This window comes from Streptomyces sp. NPDC088910, from assembly GCF_044749865.1.
GTDB lineage: Bacteria > Actinomycetota > Actinomycetes > Streptomycetales > Streptomycetaceae > Actinacidiphila.
The window spans coordinates 168,856-187,994 of record NZ_JBIVIV010000004.1; the positions used below are offsets into that span (position 1 = coordinate 168,856).

Consider the following 19,139-nt stretch of genomic DNA (forward strand, 5'->3'; position numbering starts at 1 on the left):
GGTCGGGCAGAGCCTCCACTCGGAGACTCCGTCCTGGGAGGCGCCCCCACCACCATCCACTGCGGAACGGGAAAAGATGTCGGCACCGAACAAGTCGTACGACCCTGTGGAGGTCGAGGCGTTGAAGCCGGAGGAGATCGAGCGGATGCGCGACGCGGCGCTGGCCGCCGTCGCCGCCGCCACCGACCTCGACGCGCTCGCGCACGCGAAGACCGCGCACACCGGCGGCGCCTCGCCGCTGGCGCTCGCCAACCGCGAGATCGGCGCGCTGCCGCCGCAGGCCAAGGCGGAGGCGGGCAAGCGCGTCGGCCAGGCGCGCGGCGCGGTCAACAAGGCGCTGGCCGCCCGGCAGGCCGAGCTGGAGGCGGAGCGCGACGCCCGCGTGCTGGTCGAGGAGGCCGTGGACGTCACGCTGCCCTACGACCGGCGCCCGGTCGGCGCGCGGCACCCGCTCACCACGCTCTCCGAGCGCATCGAGGACATCTTCGTGGCCATGGGCTACGAGGTCGCCGAGGGTCCCGAGGTCGAGAGCGAGTGGTTCAACTTCGACGCCCTCAACTTCCCGCCCGACCACCCCGCCCGCGAGACCCAGGACACCTTCTTCGTCGAGGGCCCCGAAGGCCCCGGCGGCAGCGGCGAGTCCGGCGTGGTGCTGCGCACCCACACCTCCCCGGTGCAGATCCGCGCCCTGCTGGAGCGCGAGCTGCCCGTCTACGTGATCGCGCCGGGCCGCGTCTACCGCTCCGACGAGCTGGACGCCACCCACACCCCGGTCTTCGCGCAGGTCGAACTGCTCGCCGTGGACGAGGGCCTGACCATGGCCGACCTCAAGGGCACCCTCGACCACATGGTGGTCTCGCTGTTCGGCGAGGGCATGACGACGCGGCTGCGGCCCAACCACTTCCCGTTCACCGAGCCGTCCGCCGAGATGGACATGCTCTGCTACGTCTGCCGCGGCGACTCGGTCGGGAACCCCGACCGCCCCTGCCGCACCTGCTCCTCCGAGGGCTGGATCGAGCTGGGCGGCTGCGGCGTCGTCAACCCCAGGGTGCTCACCGCCTGCGGCGTCGACCCGGAGAAGTACAGCGGTTTCGCGTTCGGCTTCGGCATCGAGCGGATGCTGATGTTCCGCCACAGCGTCGAGGACATGCGAGACATCGTCGAGGGTGATGTGCGCTTCACCCTTCCGTTCGGGATGGAGATCTGATGCGGGTCCCGCTTTCTTGGCTGCGGGAGTACGTCGAACTGCCCGCCGGTGAGACCGGCCGCGACGTCCAGGCCAAGCTCATTTCCGCCGGTCTCGAAGTCGAGACCGTCGAACAGCTCGGCGCCGGGCTCAAGGGCCCGCTGGTCGTCGGCAAGGTGCTGACCATCGAGGAGCTGGAGGGCTTCAAGAAGCCGATCCGCTTCTGCACGGTCGACGTCGGCGACGCCAACGGAACCGGCAAGCCGCAGGAGATCGTCTGCGGCGCCCGCAACTTCGCGGTCGGCGACAAGGTCGTCGTGGTGCTGCCAGGCGCCGTGCTGCCCGGCGACTTCGCGATCGCCGCGCGCAAGACGTACGGCCATGTCTCGCACGGCATGATCTGCTCCGCGCAGGAGCTGGGCATGGGCGACGACCACGAGGGCATCATCGTGCTGCCGCCCGAGCACGAGGTGGGCACCGATGCCGTCGAGCTGCTCGAACTGGTCGACGAGGTCCTGGACATCGCCGTCACGCCGGACCGCGGCTACGCGCTGTCGATGCGCGGCGTCGCCCGCGAGGCGGCCATCGCGTACGGTGTCTCGCTGCGCGACCCGGCGCTGATCGACGTGCCCGCGCCCAACGCGTTCGGCTACCCGGTCAAGGTCGCCGACCCGGTCGGCTGCGACCGCTTCACCGCCCGTACGGTCACCGGTCTCGACCCCGAGGCGCGGTCGCCGATCTGGCTCCAGCGCAGGCTCCAGAAGGTCGGCATGCGGCCGATCTCGCTGGCCGTGGACATCACCAACTACGTGATGTTCGAGCTGGGCCAGCCGCTGCACGCCTACGACCGCTCGCGGATCGAAGGGCCGATCGGGGTGCGCCGCGCGCTGCCCGGCGAGAAGCTGACGACGCTGGACGACGTCGAGCGCACGCTGGACCCCGAGGACCTGGTCATCACGGACGACTCCGGGGCGATCGGCCTCGCGGGCGTGATGGGCGGCGCGAACACCGAGATCGCCGCGCCCGCCACCGACCCGGAGACCGGCGTCGTCACCGGCACCACCGAGATCGTCATCGAGGCCGCGCACTTCGCGCCGGTCACCATCGCCCGCACCGCGCGCCGCCACAAGCTCGGCTCCGAGGCGTCCAAGCGGTTCGAGCGCGGCAGCGACCCGCAGGCCACCTCGGCCGCGGCCCAGCGCGCGGTCGACCTGCTGACGGGCCTGGCGGGCGGCACCGCGGACCCCGGCGTCACCGAGGTCGTCTCGCCGTCGGCCCCGCGCACCGTCGCGATGGCCGCCGACCACCCGGACCGCGTCGCGGGCACCGAGTACGGTCGCGAGACCGTCGTCCGCCGCCTCCAGGAGATCGGCTGCGACGTCTACGGCAGCGACGAGCTGATCGTCACCGTGCCGAGCTGGCGTCCCGACCTGGCCTTCCCCAACGACCTCGCCGAAGAGGTCATCCGGCTCGAAGGCTACGAGAATCTGCCGTCGACGCTGCCCAAGCCGCCCGCCGGACGCGGGCTGACCGAGTCGCAGCTCCTGCGCCGCCGGGTCGGCCGGGCCCTGGCCGGCGCCGGATACGTGGAGGCGCCGAGCTACCCCTTCGTCAGCGCCGAGGTCTTCGACCAGCTCGGGCTCGACGCGGACGACCCGCGCCGCCGCACGGTGACCGTCGCCAACCCGCTCTCGGACACCGAGCCCGGTCTGCGCACGACACTGCTGCCCGGTCTGCTGGCCACGCTGCGCCGCAATCTGGGCCGCGGCACGCACGACCTGGCGCTCTTCGAGACCGGTCTGGTCTTCCTGCCGACCGGCGCGGAGAAGGCGCCGCCGCGTCTCGCGGTCGACCGCCGTCCGACGGACGCGGAGATCGCGCGGCTCCAAGAGGCGCTGCCGGACCAGCCCCGCCGGGTCGCCGTCGTGCTCTGCGGTGCCCGCGACCGTAATGGCTGGTGGGGCGCCGGACACCCGGCGACCTGGGCCGACGCGGTCGAGGCGGCCCGTACCGTGGCCCGCGAGGCCGGGGTCGAGCTGAGCGTCCGCCAGGACCAGCACGCCCCCTACCACCCGGGCCGCTGCGCCGCGCTGTACGCGGTGGTCGACGGTCAGGAGACGCTGGTGGGCAACGCGGGGGAGCTGCACCCGCGGGTCACCAAGGCGCTCGGCCTGCCCGAGCGGACCTGCGCGATGGAACTGGACATGGACCAGGTCGAGCGCGCGGGCGGCGACCGGCCCACCGGGCCGCGGGTGTCCACCTTCCCGGTGGCGACCCAGGACGTGGCGCTCGTCGTCGACTCCTCGGTCCCGGCCGCCGACGTCGAGCGCGCGCTGCGCGACGGCGCGGGTGAACTCCTTGAATCGCTCCGGCTGTTCGACATCTTCACCGGCGAGCAGATCGGTGAGGGCCGCAAGTCCCTCGCCTACGCGCTGCGCTTCCGGGCCCCCGACCGCACGCTGACGGCCGAGGAGACCACGGCGGCGCGTGACGCGGCGGTCGCCAGCGCCCACGCCCTCACCGGGGCGGTGCTGCGCGGCGCCTGACGGCGCGCAGGACCCGAGAAGGGGGGCCGTCCCGGACGCACCGGGGCGGCCCCCCTTCGTCTTTCGGGGAGCGCTCAAGGGTTTCGTCGCTCATTCGAGTGATTACCCCGTTCGGCGGGCCACTTGTGCGCGGGGAATGGCCAGAATCGGTCGGGATGCGGGAGCCGGGCATGCGGGCCGCGGCTCCGACGCTGCCGCGACCGCGGCTTCTGGGGGGAGCCGGGCGGATGATCCGAAACCGGGCAGTCCGTGCGCTGCGAAGGGTGCCGTGGGCGCTGGTACCCGCCGTGTGGGTGGCGGTGATGGGCGTGCTCACCTGGCAGTTGTCCGAAGGCGCGGACGTGCTGCCCGCCCTCGCCGTGACTCCCGCGGTGGCCTGCGCGGCGGGCGCCCGGCGGCTCTGGGTGTTCGGCAGCGGGCTGCTTGCGCTCGGCGTGCTGGGCGCGGAACTGGCCGACGACTCCTTCGACGGCTTCGGCCCGGTGCTCGGCGCCGCGGCCACCGTGGTCGCGGTGATAGCCGCGGCGATGTGGACCGCCCGCCGCCGGTCGCTGCTCTGCGACGAGCTGGACCGTACGCGGGAGATCGCCGTCGCCGCCCAGCAGGTGCTGCTGCGGCCGCTGCCGCGCAGAGCGGGCGGCTGGACGGTGGCGGGGGAGTACGTGTCGGCCAGCCGGGGCGCTCACGTCGGCGGCGACTTCTACGAGGTGCTGGCCACGCCGTTCGGGGTGCGGGCGCTCATCGGGGACGCGCGCGGCCACGGCCTGCCCGCGATCGGCATGGTCGCCGCGCTGCTCGGCAGCTTCCGCGAGGCCGCCCATCAGGAACCCGAACTGGCGGGCGTGCTGCGGCGGTTGGACGGGGCCCTGCGACGCCATCTGCGGGAGCGGACCCGCGGTGAGCACCCGGCGGCGGCCGGTGTCCCGCCACAGGATCCGGTCGCCGAGGAATTCGCCACCCTCCAACTCGTCGAGCTCGCCGACGACGGCGCCTACCGGATCGTCAACTGCGGCCACCCGCAGCCGTATCTGCTCGACGCCGCGCCCGGTCCGCTGCCGATCGGCGAACCCCTGCCGCCGCTGGGCCTGTTCGACCCGGCGCGGACGGCCGCACCGGCCGCCACCGGCCATGTGCCGCCCGGCGACGGGCTGTTGCTCTGCACCGACGGCATGCAGGACGCGCGGGACGCCGAGGGCGTCTTCTTCCCGCTGGCCGACGCCCTGGCCGACGCGGCCGACGTACGCCCCGGCACCCCGCTGTCCGGCCGCGCCGTCGCCGCGGACCTGCGCGCCGCCGTCCTGCGGCACGCCGCCGACCGCCCCGCCGACGACGTGGCCCTGCTGGTACTCGTCCGGGACGGTGTACGTCCGGCGGCCCGGCCGCGTACGGCGGCGCTCTCCGGAGTGCCGCGCCGCTGAACGCCCCCTTCCTTGGTAGATATGGGCGGATTGCTCGCCTCTACGAAGGAAGGGGACGGCGTGGTGACAGTGACCGGGCACAGCGCCCCCGCACACGGCGTCGCGCCCGCCGCCGTATCGGCCGCGGAACTCCTGGCCGTCATCGGCCCCGCGGGTCCCGAACGCACCGCGATGCTGGTCGCGCTCGGGCGCGGGCTGCGGCCCGGCGGGCGCAGGACCGGCGTGGCGCGGGTGTACGGCCCCGGGTCCCCCGACCCGTACGACCGCGTCGGTGAACTCCTCGACCTGGCGGCCGTCCACGCGGGCCTGCGTGTCGGTGCCCGGCGCATCCACGAAGCCCTGGCCGCCGCCGGGCTCACCCTGGCCGACCACCCGGACCCGGAGCGGCCGGGCGTCGTCCCCCGCCGCGCCCGCTTCGAACACCTGGAGGTCTGCGACCAGCTTCTCCTGGCCGTCGCCCTGGCCCTCATCCCGGCCCCGGACGTCCTCCTGGTCGACCCCGTCGACCTCGCCGTTCCGGCCGAGGGCCGGATCTGGGCCCGCCTCCGCGGGGTCGCCGCCGCGGGCACCCTCGTGATCGCCGCCGCCCCCACGGCGGACGTGGCGGGCGACCACGCCCACCGCACCGTGGTGCTCCCGCACGGGGAAGCCGTTTGACCTGCCGGTCACCACCGGCACGTGGACGGCCTTCGACCTGCCGGTCACCACCGGCACGTGGACGGCCTTTGACCTGCCGGTCACTACCGGCCCCGGTGGGGCGGTTGCCGCATCCCCCCGACCACCCGCCGGTGATGGGTTTCCCGCGCAGTTCCCCGCGCCCCTTCGGGCGCGCGCCGTAGCCCGGCCGGGTGTTCGCCGACTTCCGGTGCGTTGTGGTTGCTCGCGCAGTTCCCCGCGCCCCTGCGGGCGAGCGCTGTGGGTCTGGCGGGGTGTTTGCCGGGTGCCGGTGCGTTGTGGTTGCTCGCGCAGTTCCCCGCGCCCCTTCGGGCGCGCGCCATTGCCCGGCCGGGTTTTCGCCGGGTGCCGGTGCGTTGTGGTTGCTCGCGCAGGTCCTCGCGCCCCTTCGGGGGCGTGGGTGCTCGGCTGGGTGCGGCGGGTTTTTAGGGGCGCGGGGAACTGCGCGGCCGGCCGCGGCGGTGGTGCGCTGTGCGGACCGGCCTCAGCGGGGCAGGTCCTGTGGGGGTCCGGGCCGGAGACCCGGTAATCACGTGGAAGCCTGGAGCGCAGCGACGACGGCTGAGGTGAGGGCGTCGAGCTGCGCTCGGGAGTAGGCGGCGCGCATGACGGCCAGACGCCAGTAGAGCGGGCCCGCGATGAGGTCGAGGGCGAGCTCGGGATCGGCGCTGGGGGACAGCTCGCCGCGCGCGGCGGCCTGGCGTATGACGGCGACGGTGATCCCGCCCTGGGCCTCACGCAGCGCGGTGCGCAGCGTGTCGGCCAGCTCGGGACTGCGAGCGGCCTCGGCCAGCAGATCGGGGATGATCTGCGCCGCGACCGGATGCCGCAGGGCCCGCGCGCTGACGTCGAGCAGGGCGCGGACGTCCCCGTACAACGTGCCGGTGTCGGGCACGGGAAGGCCCTGCGCGGCGAAGTCGGACACCATGTCGAGGACCAGCGGCAGCTTCGAGCGCCACCGGCGGTACACGGCGGCCTTGCCGACCCCCGCGCGCCGGGCGATGCCCTCCATCGACATGCGCCCGTATCCGACGGCGGCCAGTTCGGCGAAGACGGCCGCCCGGATCGCCTCGGTGACGTCCTCGCGCAGCACGGCGGCGCCCGCCGGGGCGCGGCGCGGACCGCCGGTCGTCGTGGACGGAGAAGCGGCCTCGGCGGAGTCGGTCATGCGAGCGATCCTAACCCGACGTGACGACGGAACGGTTGCGTTCCATCCCGCGACTGCTCTACCGTCGACCGTGACGACGATACGGGCCCGTTCCGTTGTTGCGCAGGTGTCTCCCCATGCCCGTCACCCGAAGGCAGCCGCCCATGCCCGTCGCCTCTCCCGCCGTGATCACCGCCCCGCGCCCACCCGCGCGGCCGGGCCCGCCCGGCCCCGCGGACCTCGCTCCCGCCGCGCTCGCCGCCGCCCACGGCCTGACCGTCAGCGGCGCCCGCCCCGGAATCGTGGAGTACACCCGGCGGCTCTGGGCCCGCCGCCACTTCGTCACCGCCTTCGCCGGCGCCCGGCAGGCCGCCCTCTACAGCGACGCGCGCCTCGGCCAGCTCTGGCAGGTGCTCACCCCGCTGCTCAACGCGGCCGTCTACTTCCTGATCTTCGGACTGCTGCTCGGCGCGGGCCGCGGCGTCACGGACTACATCCCGTTCCTGTGCGCCGGGGTCTTCGTCTTCACCTTCACCCAGTCGGCCGTCCTCGGCGGCGCCCGCTCGCTGACCGACAACATCGGACTCGTCCGCGCCCTGCACTTCCCGCGCGCCTGCCTGCCGATCGCCGCCACCCTGCTCCAGCTCCGGCAGCTCCTGCTCTCCCTCGGCGTGCTCTCGGTCATCGTGGTCGCCGAGGGCATCCCGGTCACCACCCGCTGGCTGCTCGTCGTCCCCGCGCTGGCCCTCCAGTCGCTCTTCAACGCGGGGCTGGCCCTGGGCCTGGCCCGCGTCGGCGCCAGGACCACCGACTTCGCCCAGGTGCTGCCCTTCGTGCTGCGGACCTGGATGTACGTCTCCGGGGTCTTCTACGACCTCTCCCGTTTCACCGTCGGCGCGCCGCACGCCGTCGCGGTGATGCTCAACGTCAACCCCGCCCTGGTATATGTCGGTCTGATGCGTTTCGCGCTGATCGACAGCGTCACCCGCGAACAGCTCCCGCCGCACATCTGGCCGCTCGCGGTCGGCTGGGCGGCCGTGGCCGCCTGCGCCGGGTACGCGTTCTTCTGGTCGTCGGAGGAGGAGTACGGCCGTGGCTGAACCAACGGACGAGGCAACGCAGGAGACCGCGCTGAACGCCGTCCCGAACAGCGCCAGGGGCCTGGCCCCCGAGCTGGCTGCCGCCCTGGACCCGAAGATCGCCCCGGAGGTCGCCCCGCGCCTGGTCCGGCCCCTGGTGCCCACCGTCATCGTCGACGGGCTGCACGTCGTCTACCGGATCTACGGCGCGGGCACCGGCCGGGGCAACGCGACCTCCGCCCTGCACCGGCTGGTTTCCCGCAGGGCCTCGCCGAACGTCCACACCGTGCACGCGGTCAGGGGCGTCACCTTCACGGCCTACCGCGGTGAGGCGATCGGCATCATCGGCTCCAACGGCTCGGGCAAGTCCACCCTGCTCAAGGCCATCGCGGGCCTGCTCCCCGCCGACCGCGGCCGGGTCTACACCGACGGCCAGCCGTCCCTGCTCGGCGTCAACGCCGCCCTGCTCAACGACCTGACCGGCGAGCGCAACGTCATCCTCGGCGGCCTGGCCATGGGCATGTCCCAGGAGGAGGTGCGCGAGCGGTACGACGGCATCGTCGAGTTCTCCGGGATCAACGAGAAGGACGACTTCATCTCGCTGCCGATGCGGACGTACTCCTCCGGCATGGCCGCCCGGCTGCGGTTCTCGATCGCGGCGGCCAAGAACCACGACGTGCTGATGATCGACGAGGCGCTGGCCACCGGTGACCGCGCCTTCCAGAAGCGCTCGGAGGACCGGATCAGGGAGCTGCGCAAGGAGGCGGGCACCGTCTTCCTCGTCAGTCACAACAACAGCTCCATCCGCGACACCTGCGACCGCGTGATCTGGCTGGAGAAGGGCGAGCTGGTGATGGACGGCCCGACCGAAGAGGTCGTCGCCGCCTACGAGGAGCACAGCGGCGGCGGCTGAACCGCTGGTCGCGGCACATGTCGATGCCGTCGGGGCTTGAAGTACGGAGCCCGCTCCTGCATCGTCTCCAGGGAGATCACCGCGCCGGGGCGGCTTTCGAGCGGCCCGTACCCGGCGCGGGTGCGGGGACACCGGTACCCGGACGGCTCGCGGTCACGAGCCGATGTGGTGCCGGCCACTGTGTTCACAGCACAGTGCGCCACGATTCTCTGCGTCGTCGGCACATTGTCGGGTGTATCCGGGCTTTCTAGCCTCGGACCCAGGGCCTCGGAGTACCCGGGGCCGCCCGGCCCCATCGACCAGGCTCCCGTCCCGCACCGCGTCGAACCAAAGGACGACAGCAATGACCAGGAAGCACCTCAAGCCGTCCGTCGCGGTCGCGGCATGTGCGGTCGCGGCCGTAACGCTCGCCGCCTGCGGTTCCGGCTCAGGCTCCGGCGCCAAGGCGAGCGCAGGCCCGACCTCGTACGTCTCCGGCGGCACGTTCAACGTCGGGCTCAACGACGACCCGGGCAGCCTCTCGCCGCTCACCGGGGTCTCGCTCGTGCAGCGCCAGCTCGTGCCGTACGCCTACGAATCGCTCGTCTACACCTCGGGGGACGGCCAGTCCCTGCCGTGGCTCGCGCAGAGCTGGACGCAGACCCCCACCTCCGTGACGTACACCCTCAAGGACGGCGTCACCTGTTCCGACGGCAGCACGTTCACGGCCGCGACGGCCGCGAACAACATCACCTACCAGGCGGACGCCAAGCACGGCACCTTCTGGCACGGCTCCGACGTCACCGCCGACATGAAGGCCACGGCCGAGGGCAACAAGCTCACGATCACCTCGAAGACCAGCAACCCGTTCCTGCTCAGCATGACGGGCGAGGTCGAGATGGTCTGCCAGGGCGGCCTCGACAAGCCCGACTCGCTGAAGAACGCGACCAACGGCACGGCACTGTTCCACCTGACCACCGCCAAGGCGGGCAACGAGTACGTCTACACCAAGCGCACCGACTACACCTGGGGACCCCAGGGCGTCACCAGCAGCACCAAGGGGCTGCCCGACAAGGTCGTCGGGAAGGTCGTGACCGACGAGTCCACGGCGGCGAACCTGCTGCTGTCCGGCGGACTCAACGCGGCAGGCGTGGCGGGCACCGACCGCGACCGCCTCCAGGCCGCCAAGCTGGCGTCCAAGGGCGTGCCGAACCCGATCGGCGAGATGCTCTTCAACGAGCGCTCCAGCCGGCCGACCTCCGACGAGCGCGTGCGCAAGGCGCTCACACTCGCCCTCGACCGCTCCTCGGTCGGCGACCTCGTCACCAACGGCCACTCCGAGGAGATGAAGTCGCTGGTCGTCCAGGCGCCGTTCCTGTGCGTCAAGGGCGGCCCGAAGTGGACGCTGCCCGCCACCGACAAGGCGAAGGCCGGCGCGCTGCTGGACGAGGCCGGGTACCCGGCAGGCTCCGGCGGCAAGCGCTCCAAGGACGGCAAGCCGCTGACCATCCGCTTCCTGTACGACGCGGGCACGCCCAGCCACTCCGCCGCCGCCGAGGAGATCCAGGCCGAGTGGAAGGAGATCGGCGTCGACACCAAGCTCGTCGCCGAGGACCCGACCGGCTGGTCCACCGACCTCTACCAGTCCTACGACTGGGACACCGGCTTCATCCAGCTCGCCCCCAACAAGCCCTCCACGCTCAGCCTGTTCTTCCTCGGCGCCACCAGCGAGAAGGGCGGCTACAACTTCATGGACGTGCGCAACCCCGCGTACGACGACCTGGCCAAGCAGGCGATGACCGCCAAGGACACCACGGCGGCGTGCGACCTGTGGCAGAGCGCGGAGAAGGAACTGATCGACCGGGCCGACGCCTACCCCCTCGCGCAGACCGCGGCGCCGACCTTCTTCAACAAGGCCACCGCCGACGTGCCCTGGGGCATCGCGCCGACGACCATCCGCATGCTGGGCTGACGGCATGACGATCCCTTCGAACGCGGTCACCACCGCCGCGCCCCCCGAGCAGGCCGAACCGGCCGCCGCTCGGGCCGGGCGCCCCCGGCTCCTGGCCGGATCGCCGAGGCTCGAATTCGTCCTGCAACGACTGCGTCGCGCGGCGATCTCGTTCGCCGTCGTGCTGGTGGCGTCGTTCTTCATGGTCCAGCTCGTGCCGGGCGACCCGGTACGAGCGGCCCTGGGGCCCACCGCCCCGCTGTCGACGGTGAACGCGCTGCGCCAGCAGCTCGGCCTCGACCAGTCGCTGTGGGCCCAGTTCACCCACTACGTCACCGCGCTGCTGCACGGCGACCTCGGTACGTCGATCACCTCGCAGCGACCGGTCTCCCAGATCCTCGGCGAGCGGCTGCCCACCACGCTGCTGCTGGCCGTGATCTCCTTCCTCGTCGCCGTCGTCGGCGCGTTCCCGATCGGCGTCGCCACGGCGGTCTCGGCCCGGAGCGGTCGCCGCCGCTTCCTCGACCTCGGGGTGTCGGGACTGCTCGGCATCCTCATCGCGATCCCGAACTTCCTGCTCGCGGTGCTGCTCATCGCGACCCTCGGCGTCGGCCTGCCGCTCTTCCCGCCCGCGGGATGGGGCACGCCCGGCCAGGCGGTGCTGCCCGTGCTCGCGCTGGCCATCGGGCCGCTGGCCTACCTGGCCCGGATCGTGCACATCGAGATGCTGCGCGTGCTGGACGCCCCGTACCTGACCACCGCGCGCAGCAAGCGGCTGCCCGGCCGGCTGCTGTACCTGCGGCACGCGCTGCCCAACATCGTCACCGCCACCCTCACCGCGGGCGGCGTGGTGCTGGTCGGACTCGTCGCGGGCACCGTGCTCGTGGAGACGGTGTTCACCGTGCCCGGCATCGGGTCCACGATCGTCTCCTCGATCACGGCCAAGGACTACCCGCTGATCCAGGGGATCGTGCTCGTGTACGCGCTGCTCGTCCTCGGGGCGAACCTCGTCGTGGACCTCGCCATCGCGGTCCTGGACCCGCGCTCGACGATCGCGGAGGCATGACCATGCTGCGCCGTACCCTCCTCACCCCGCAGGGCATCGCCGTACTCGCCGGTCTCACGCTCGTCGTGCTCGCCGCGGTCGTCGGCCCCTTCGTGTTCGACCACGCGGCCACCACCCGGAACATCGCGGGCCGCCAGGCACCGGTCAGCCTCTCCCACCCCTTCGGCACCGACGAACTCGGCCGCGACCTGTTCGCCCGCACCGTCGTCGCCACCCGCCTGTCGGTGCTGCTGACCCTGGGCGCCGCGGGCATCTCCGTCGCGGGCGGCGTCGTGCTCGGCATCGTCGCCGCGGTGCTGCCGCGCGCGCCGCGCCGCCTGGTCACCGCCTTCATCGACATCCTGTTGTCGTTCCCGTGGCTGCTGCTCGCGCTGTTCTTCTCCGTCATCTGGGGCGCGACGGCGCGCGGCGCGATGTTCGCGATCGGCTTCGCGGGCGTCCCGGTCTTCGCGCGCCTGGTCTCCACCCTCGCCTCGTCGGTCGCCAACACCGACTACGTGCACGCCGCGCGGCTGGTCGGCAGCCCGCCGCTGCGCACCGCGCGGCGGCACGTCCTGCCGAACATCCTGCCGCCGCTGGTCGTCAACATCGCCGCGCACGCGTCGGCCACGCTGCTCTCCTTCGCCGCGCTGTCCTTCCTCGGCCTGGGCGTGCAACCCACGCAGTACGACTGGGGACGGCTGCTCAACGAGGGCTCCAAGCGCATCTACTCGGCGCCCATGGCGGCGATCGGGCCGGGCATCGCGATCGTGCTCACCGGTGTGCTGTTCTCGCTGCTGGGTGAGGTGCTCAGCCAGTCCCGCGCCCGGACCGTGCACGCCGTACGCCCCCGGTCGGACGGCGCGGGCGTCACCCCGGCCGAGGGCGACGCCGTCGCCGAGGTGAAGAACCTGCGGGTCTCCTTCCGCGCCGACGACGGCTCCCTGGTCCAGCGGGTGCACGGCGTGGACCTGACGATCGGACCGGGGGAGGTCGTCGGCATCGTCGGCGAGTCGGGCTCCGGCAAGTCGGTCACCGCCATGGCCCTGGCCGGACTGCTCGGCCCCGAGGCGCTGGTGGAGAGCGAACGCCTGGTCTTCCGCGGCATCGACATGGAACGGCGGCCCAGGGCCGCCGAGCGCCGCAGGCTCGGCCTGGAACAGGCGATGATCTTCCAGGACCCGCTGTCCTCGCTGAACCCGGCCCTCACCGTCGGCCGGCAGCTCACCGAGGCCAGCGAGATCCACGCGGGTGTGGCGCGCGGCGCCGCGACGAAGCGGGCCCTGGACGCCCTCGCCCTGGTGCGCATCCCCGACCCGGAACGGCGGATCCGGCAGTTGCCCCACGAGTTCTCCGGCGGCATGCGGCAGCGCGCCATGATCGCGATGGGCCTGATGGGGACGCCCCGGCTGATCATCGCCGACGAGCCCACGACCGCCCTGGACGTGACGGTGCAGCGGCAGGTGATGCGTGCGCTGCGCGACGCCCGCGAGCGGACCGGCGCCGCGATCCTGCTGATCTCCCACGACATCGCCCTGGTGAGCGGCTTCTGCGACCGCATCGCCGTCATGCGGGACGGCGTGGTGGTCGAATGGCTGGACGCGCGACGGCTGGACGAGGCGCGGCACCCGTACACGCGCGGTCTGATCGCCTGCGTGCCCGACATGACGACCGACAGGACCCGCGCGCTGCCGGTGGTCGGCGTCGCCACACAGGAGGAGGCGACCGCGTGAGCACGCTCGAATTCGACCACGTCACGGTGCGCTTCGGCCACGGCCGGGCCGCCCAGACCGCCGTCGACGACGCCTCGCTCGTCGTCCGCTCCGGCCGGACGCTCGGGCTCGTCGGCGAGTCGGGGTCGGGCAAGTCGACCATGGCGCGGGTTGCCGTAGGACTGGCGCGCGCCGACGCGGGCACCGTACGCCTCGACGGCGTCGACCTCACCGCCCGCTCGCGCGAGGCCAGACTGGCCCGCCGCCGGGTGCAGATGGTCTTCCAGGACCCGCTGGCTGCGCTCGACCCGCGGATGCCCGTGGGCGTCTCCGTCGCGGAGGGCCTGCTCGCCACCGGGCGGCGGCTCAACCGGACCGACCGGGAGACACGGGTCCGCGAACTGCTCGACCTCGTCCACATCGACCCGTCCCGGGCGGGCGACCGACCGGCCCGCTTCTCCGGCGGCCAGCGGCAACGGATCACCATCGCGCGGGCGCTGGCGGCCGAACCCGCCGTACTCGTCGCCGACGAGATCACCTCGGCGCTCGACGTCAGCGTCCAGGGCGTGGTCCTCAATCTGCTGCGCGAGCTCCAGAGCGAACTCCACCTGACCATGCTGTTCATCTCGCACAACCTCGCCGTGGTGCGCTACGTGAGCGACGAGGTCACCGTCATGCGGGCCGGCCGCGTCGTCGAGCACGGGCCCACCGACGCCGTCCTCGCCGACCCCGCCGATCCCTACACCCGCGAACTGCTGCGGTCGATCCCCGTGATGGGAAGGCCGCTCGATCTCGACGACCTCGACGACGCTTCCCTCGACGACACCGCCGACCTCGATGACACCGCCGACCTCGACGCTGCTCCCGACCTCGACACCGGCCTCGACCTCGACGGCACCCCTCGACCCTGAAGACCCCTGAGATCCGGAGGAACACCTGAGATGCGGTCGCCCATGAGCCCCGTGCCCGACCTCGTCCTGCGCCGCGCGCGCATCCCGCGCACCCCGGGGCAGTGGGACCTCGTGCTGCGCGACGGCCTGATCGAGAGCGTCGCGCCGACCGGCGGCGACCTCCCGGCGGCGGCGGCCCTCGACCTCGACGGGCGCTTCGTGCGCCCCGGCCTGTGGGACGCGCACACCCACTTCGACCAGTGGGTCATCCGCAGCCGCCGGGTCGACCTCGCCCCCGCCACGTCCGCCGCGCACGCGGCCACGATCATGCGCGACGCGCTGGCCGCCACCGCGTCCGACCTCCTGGTCGGCTACGGCTTCCGGGACGCGCTGTGGCCCGACGCCCCGAGCCTGGCCGCCCTCGACGCGATATCGGCCGACCGCGGCCTGGTGCTCGTCTCCGGCGACCTGCACTGCGGCTGGCTCAACTCCGCCGCCGCGCGCCGCCTCGGCGTGCGCCCGCCCGAGGACGGCGTGCTGCGCGAGACCGAGTGGATCGGAACGCTCGACGTCCTCGACCGCGACCACCGGCCCGAGGCCGCCGACCACCGGGCCGCGGCCCAGGCCGCAGCGGCCAGGGGCGTCGTCGGGATCGTGGACTTCGAGAACGCCGACATCACCCGCTTCTGGCCCGAGCGGGTCGCCGCCGGAGTGACCGCGCTGCGCGTGGAGGCGTCGGTGTGGCCCGACCGGCTCGACGACGCGATCGGCCGTGGCCTGCGGACCGGCGACCTCCTCGAACCGAGCGGGCTCATCACCATGGGGCGGCTCAAGATCGTGGTCGACGGCTCCCTCAACACCCGTACGGCGCTGTGCTGGGACCCCTATCCGGGGCTGCCCGCCGACCACCCGCACCCGTGCGGGGTGCAGTCCGTCGCACCCGAGCGGGTCGGGGAACTGCTCGCCCGCGCGGACGCGGCGGGCATCGCGGCGGCCGTCCACGCCATCGGCGACCGCGCCAACACCCAGGTGATCGACGCCTTCGAGCGCCTGGGCATACCGGGCACCGTCGAGCACGCCCAGCTCGTGTCCGCCGCCGACTTCGCCCGCTTCGGCCGGCTCGGCCTGGTCGCGAGCGTGCAGCCCGAGCACGCCATGGACGACCGCGACGTCGCCGACACGCACTGGGCGGGCCGCAGCGACCGGGCGTTCGCGTTCCGCTCGCTGCTGGACGCGGGGGCGACCCTCGCGCTCGGCTCCGACGCGCCCGTCTCGCCGCTCGACCCGTGGGTGGCGATCAGCGCCGCCGTCTCGCGCAGCCGCGACGGCCGCGAGCCGTGGCACCCGGACGAGCGGATCACCCGCGAGGCGGCCCTGTCCGCGAGCGCCCGCGGCCGGATGGACGTGACGGCCGGTGACCCGGCCGACCTCGTCGTCCTCGACGAGGACCCGCTGGAGCTGGACGCCGAAGCGCTGCGCACCCTGCCGGTCGCCGCCACCGTGCTGGGCGGCCGGCCCACCTGGACGAACCTGTAGGAGATCCGATGCCCACCCTCATCACACCCGCCGGCATCGAGGTCCATTACGAGACCGACGGCGACCCGGCCGGGCGTCCGCTGGTGCTCGTGCACGGCGGCGGCGCCCAACTCATCGGCTGGCACGACGCGTTCGTGGCGCTGTTGGCCGACGCGGGCTTCTACGTCGTACGCCCGGACAACCGGGACGTCGGGCTCTCCCAGCAGACCGGCGGACCCGACGAGTTCGCCGCCACGTACGACCTCTCCGACATGGCCGACGACGTCGTCGCGCTCCTCGACCACCTCGGCATCGGCCGCGCGCACCTGGCCGGTATGTCGATGGGCGGCTACATCGCGCAGTTGGTCGCGATCGAGCACCCCGGACGGGTCGCGAGCCTGGGCCTGATGTCGACCTCGCCGTCGAGCGAGCCGGAGTTCCTGGTCGGGACGCACGGGGACGGTCGGCCGGTGTCGCGGGCGCCCGAACGGCTGGACCGCGCGGCCTACATCGAGATGTTCGTCGGCGGCCAGCGGAACTACCAGTCGCCGGGCTTCCCCTTCGACGCCGAGGAGTCGGCCGCCCTCGGCGCCCGCTACTACGACCGGGTCTACCGCCCCGACGGCCTGGTGCGGCAGTGGAACGCCATGCTGCGCGGCCCGTTGGAGCGCCGCGACGACCTTCGCGAGGTCACGGTGCCGACGCTGGTCATCCACGGGCGCGGCGACCAGTCACTGCACTGGCGGGCCGCGCTGGCCTTCGCGGAGATCATGCCGCGGGCCGAGGTGCACCTCTACGAGGAGATGGGCCACGACATCCCGCGCGAGCTGTGGCCCGACTTCGTCCGCGCGTTCGCGCGCACGGCGGCGCGAGCGGAGCGGAGCGACCATGCGTGAGACCCCCGAGTACACCGGCGGCGGCCTCGCCTGGGCCGCGGACCTGCTGCGCGGACACCCCTGGGCGACCATGGTGTCCAACGGCGCCGACGGCGCGGGGCCCGTCGTCTCGCACTACCCGTTCCTGATCGAGGAGCCCGAGGAGTCCGGGGCCCCAGAAGACTCCACGGCCCCCGGCGAACTGGTGCTGGTCAGCCATGTCGGCCGCCCCGACGAGGCGCTGCACCGGCTCGGCACCCAGGAGCTGTGCGTGGTCGTCTACGGCCCCAGCGGCTACATCTCGCCGAGCTGGTACGACCTGCCCACCGCCGTACCCACCTGGAACTTCGCCACCGCCCACCTGTACGGCGTGCCCGACATCCTCCCGGACGAGGAGAATCTGGCCGTCCTCGACCGGCTCGTGGCCCACTTCGAGGCGCCCGTGCCCAACCCGTTCCTGATGCGCGGCACGGCGGAGAACGCCGCCTACGCGCAGCGCATCGTGCACGGCACGGTCGGCTTCCGCATGCGGGTCACCCGCGCGGTCACCAAGGAGAAGATGAGCCAGGACAAGCCAGAACCGGTCGTCGCGCGCATCCTCGCGGCCCTCGACGGGGACGGCCCGTACGCGAACCCCGGCCTTGCCGCGCGGATGCGCGCCGTGCGCGACTGACCGCGCCGTGCCCGGCGCCGTCGCTCAGCGGCGGCTGGCGCCGAGCAGCCGCACCCGGCAGGCGAGTTCGACCGCGAAGCGCGTGTCCGGGTCGTCGAGGTCGAGCTGGAGCGTGTCGCGGACCCGCTTGAGCCGGTAGCCGACGGCGTTGGGGTGCAGATTCAGCTCGCGGCCCGCGTGGGCCAGGGAGTTGCGGTGCGACAGGTAGGCGAGCAGCGTCTGCACCGAGATGTGCGCCCGCTCGGGTCCGAGCGCGTCCAGCGGCAGCAGGATGTCCGCCAGCAGGCTGCGGCTGGTCGGGGAGGCGTACACGTCGAGCAGCACCCGGCGCAGGCCCGTCACGTCCGTCAGTTCGACGCTGCCGAGGCGCCCGGCCGCGATCGCGGAACCGGCGGCGATCCGCGCTTCCGCGGCCGACGAACGCAGCCCCGCCGCGCCCGTCTGCGGGGTGCCGAGGCCGAGCGTGTACTCCCACCCGTGCCCGGTCAGGCCGCGCGCGTACTCCTGGAGCCGGACGGCCACCTCCCGCAGCCGCCGCTGGTGGTCGCCCGCGCCGTGCTCCTCGGTGCTGACCAGGAGCAGGTCGTCCTGGACGAACGCGACGTGCCACATCTCGTCCCGGCCGTCGACCAGTTGGAGCGCGAACAGCTCAAGCGCGGGCTGCACGCTTCGCGGAGCCCGCGCCTCGGGGTTGTCGAGGCCGGTCGGGATCAGCCAGGCCGCGACGTGCGAGAGCTGGAGGGGGAGGCCGAGCATCGCGGCCTGGCCGACGAAGCCCTCGACCCGGTGGGACTCGGCGAGCACCAGCTCGACGATGAGGTCCGACCGCGACTGGGTGGGCGCGAAACGGTCGCTGATCTGGCGCTGGGCGGCCCGCGACAGCAGCGAGGCGACGACGGGCAGGGCGATGGCCATCGCCGGGTCCGACCGGTTCCCGACGAGCCGCCCGATCGGCACCTCGCCGACGCAGACCGCGTCGGCCGCCGACCAGGTCACGGTGGCGTCCTCCACCACGGCGAGCTCCGAGCCGAGCATGCGGTTGGCCTCGGCGAGGATGTGCTCGGGCGTCCCGTCCGGTCCCGCCGCGGCCTCGGTGGCCTTCTCGATGGCGTGCGTCGCCCGCATGATCGCCTCGGACGCGCCGCCCGACAGCAGCCGGTCGACCACGAGGGCCAGATCGGCCGACCGCGCGCCGGGAGCGGCGAAGACCGGCACACCGCCGCGGTCGGCGAGCACCCTGGCGGTGTCGGGCAGGGTCAGCTCGGTCGTGAACACGAGCCCCGCGACCTCGCGCGCGCTCGCCTGACGCAGCGCCACGTCCAGCCGGTACGGCGGCGGGTGCTCGGTGCCGGGAACGATGACGAGGGTTCCGGCGGGCACGGTGCCCAGCAGGTCGAGCGGCGAGACGTCCACCCGTACGACGGCGCGCCCGTCCGCGGGCCCGGCGCGGTGCCGGATGCCGAGGCGGTCGCCCTGGGCGGCGAGGTCGGAGACGGTCAGTTGTGCCATCAGCACAGTATGACGCGATTCTCTGG

The 19,139-nt window shown here is 73.3% G+C and carries 15 protein-coding genes; 13 read left to right on the forward strand and 2 right to left on the reverse strand.

From position 1 onward, the window contains the following. The first annotated feature begins 76 nt into the window (after nt 1–76). The 4 genes from pheS to ACIP4Z_RS11845 all read left to right on the forward strand — a co-directional run bounded on the left by pheS (nt 77) and on the right by ACIP4Z_RS11845 (nt 5,807). A complete protein-coding gene (gene pheS / locus ACIP4Z_RS11830) occupies nt 77–1,207 on the forward strand; it encodes a phenylalanine--tRNA ligase subunit alpha (protein ID WP_391046334.1) in 1,131 nt (376 codons plus the stop codon). Beyond that, nucleotides 1,207–3,732, forward strand: a complete 2,526-nt coding sequence (gene pheT, locus ACIP4Z_RS11835) for a phenylalanine--tRNA ligase subunit beta (protein ID WP_401306852.1) — start codon at nt 1,207–1,209, stop codon at nt 3,730–3,732. Before pheS ends, pheT begins: the two co-directional genes overlap by 1 nt. Nucleotides 3,733–3,995: 263 nt before the next feature. Then, complete coding sequence (locus ACIP4Z_RS11840) at nt 3,996–5,150, forward strand: PP2C family protein-serine/threonine phosphatase (RefSeq protein WP_401306855.1); 1,155 nt, start codon at nt 3,996–3,998, stop codon at nt 5,148–5,150. A gap of 60 nt (nt 5,151–5,210) precedes the next feature. Further along, nucleotides 5,211–5,807 carry a hypothetical protein gene (locus ACIP4Z_RS11845; RefSeq protein WP_401306858.1) on the forward strand — a complete coding sequence of 199 codons (597 nt, stop codon included), beginning with the start codon at nt 5,211–5,213 and terminating at the stop codon, nt 5,805–5,807. 547 nt (nt 5,808–6,354) lie between these two features. On the opposite strand, the gene ACIP4Z_RS11850 is transcribed toward ACIP4Z_RS11845, so the two are convergent. Next, nucleotides 6,355–6,993, reverse strand: coding sequence for a TetR/AcrR family transcriptional regulator (locus ACIP4Z_RS11850; protein ID WP_355332851.1), 639 nt, complete (start codon nt 6,991–6,993; stop codon nt 6,355–6,357). Nucleotides 6,994–7,109: 116 nt separating this feature from the next. Here ACIP4Z_RS11850 and ACIP4Z_RS11855 point away from each other — a divergent pair, with 116 nt between their 5' ends. The 9 genes from ACIP4Z_RS11855 to ACIP4Z_RS11895 all read left to right on the forward strand — a co-directional run bounded on the left by ACIP4Z_RS11855 (nt 7,110) and on the right by ACIP4Z_RS11895 (nt 17,604). Then, on the forward strand, nt 7,110–8,072 hold the full coding sequence (locus tag ACIP4Z_RS11855; protein ID WP_401306861.1) for an ABC transporter permease: 963 nt from the start codon (nt 7,110–7,112) through the stop codon (nt 8,070–8,072). A gap of 136 nt (nt 8,073–8,208) precedes the next feature. Continuing rightward, nucleotides 8,209–8,964 carry an ABC transporter ATP-binding protein gene (locus ACIP4Z_RS11860; RefSeq protein ID WP_401307287.1) on the forward strand — a complete coding sequence of 252 codons (756 nt, stop codon included), beginning with the start codon at nt 8,209–8,211 and terminating at the stop codon, nt 8,962–8,964. A gap of 343 nt (nt 8,965–9,307) precedes the next feature. Beyond that, nucleotides 9,308–10,915 (forward strand): ABC transporter substrate-binding protein, encoded by a 1,608-nt coding sequence (locus ACIP4Z_RS11865; RefSeq protein WP_391160979.1) that lies wholly within the window; start codon nt 9,308–9,310, stop codon nt 10,913–10,915. A 4-nt stretch (nt 10,916–10,919) separates the two neighbouring features. Beyond that, on the forward strand, nt 10,920–11,960 hold the full coding sequence (locus ACIP4Z_RS11870; protein ID WP_355332846.1) for an ABC transporter permease: 1,041 nt from the start codon (nt 10,920–10,922) through the stop codon (nt 11,958–11,960). Nucleotides 11,961–11,962: 2 nt separating this feature from the next. Next, a complete protein-coding gene (locus tag ACIP4Z_RS11875; protein ID WP_401306865.1) occupies nt 11,963–13,672 on the forward strand; it encodes a dipeptide/oligopeptide/nickel ABC transporter permease/ATP-binding protein in 1,710 nt (569 codons plus the stop codon). After that, nucleotides 13,669–14,562 (forward strand): ABC transporter ATP-binding protein, encoded by an 894-nt coding sequence (locus ACIP4Z_RS11880; RefSeq protein ID WP_401306868.1) that lies wholly within the window; start codon nt 13,669–13,671, stop codon nt 14,560–14,562. Before ACIP4Z_RS11875 ends, ACIP4Z_RS11880 begins: the two co-directional genes overlap by 4 nt. 30 nt (nt 14,563–14,592) lie before the next feature. Continuing rightward, entirely contained in the window at nt 14,593–16,077 is a 1,485-nt protein-coding gene (locus tag ACIP4Z_RS11885) for an amidohydrolase (RefSeq protein ID WP_401306870.1), read from the forward strand. Nucleotides 16,078–16,085: 8 nt separating this feature from the next. Further along, nucleotides 16,086–16,952 (forward strand): alpha/beta fold hydrolase, encoded by an 867-nt coding sequence (locus ACIP4Z_RS11890; protein ID WP_391046357.1) that lies wholly within the window; start codon nt 16,086–16,088, stop codon nt 16,950–16,952. Beyond that, on the forward strand, nt 16,945–17,604 hold the full coding sequence (locus ACIP4Z_RS11895; protein ID WP_355332832.1) for an FMN-binding negative transcriptional regulator: 660 nt from the start codon (nt 16,945–16,947) through the stop codon (nt 17,602–17,604). The genes ACIP4Z_RS11890 and ACIP4Z_RS11895 overlap by 8 nt, the downstream gene beginning before the upstream one ends. Nucleotides 17,605–17,628: 24 nt before the next feature. On the opposite strand, the gene ACIP4Z_RS11900 is transcribed toward ACIP4Z_RS11895, so the two are convergent. Then, complete coding sequence (locus ACIP4Z_RS11900) at nt 17,629–19,113, reverse strand: helix-turn-helix domain-containing protein (RefSeq protein WP_355332829.1); 1,485 nt, start codon at nt 19,111–19,113, stop codon at nt 17,629–17,631. Nucleotides 19,114–19,139 lie beyond the last annotated feature (26 nt).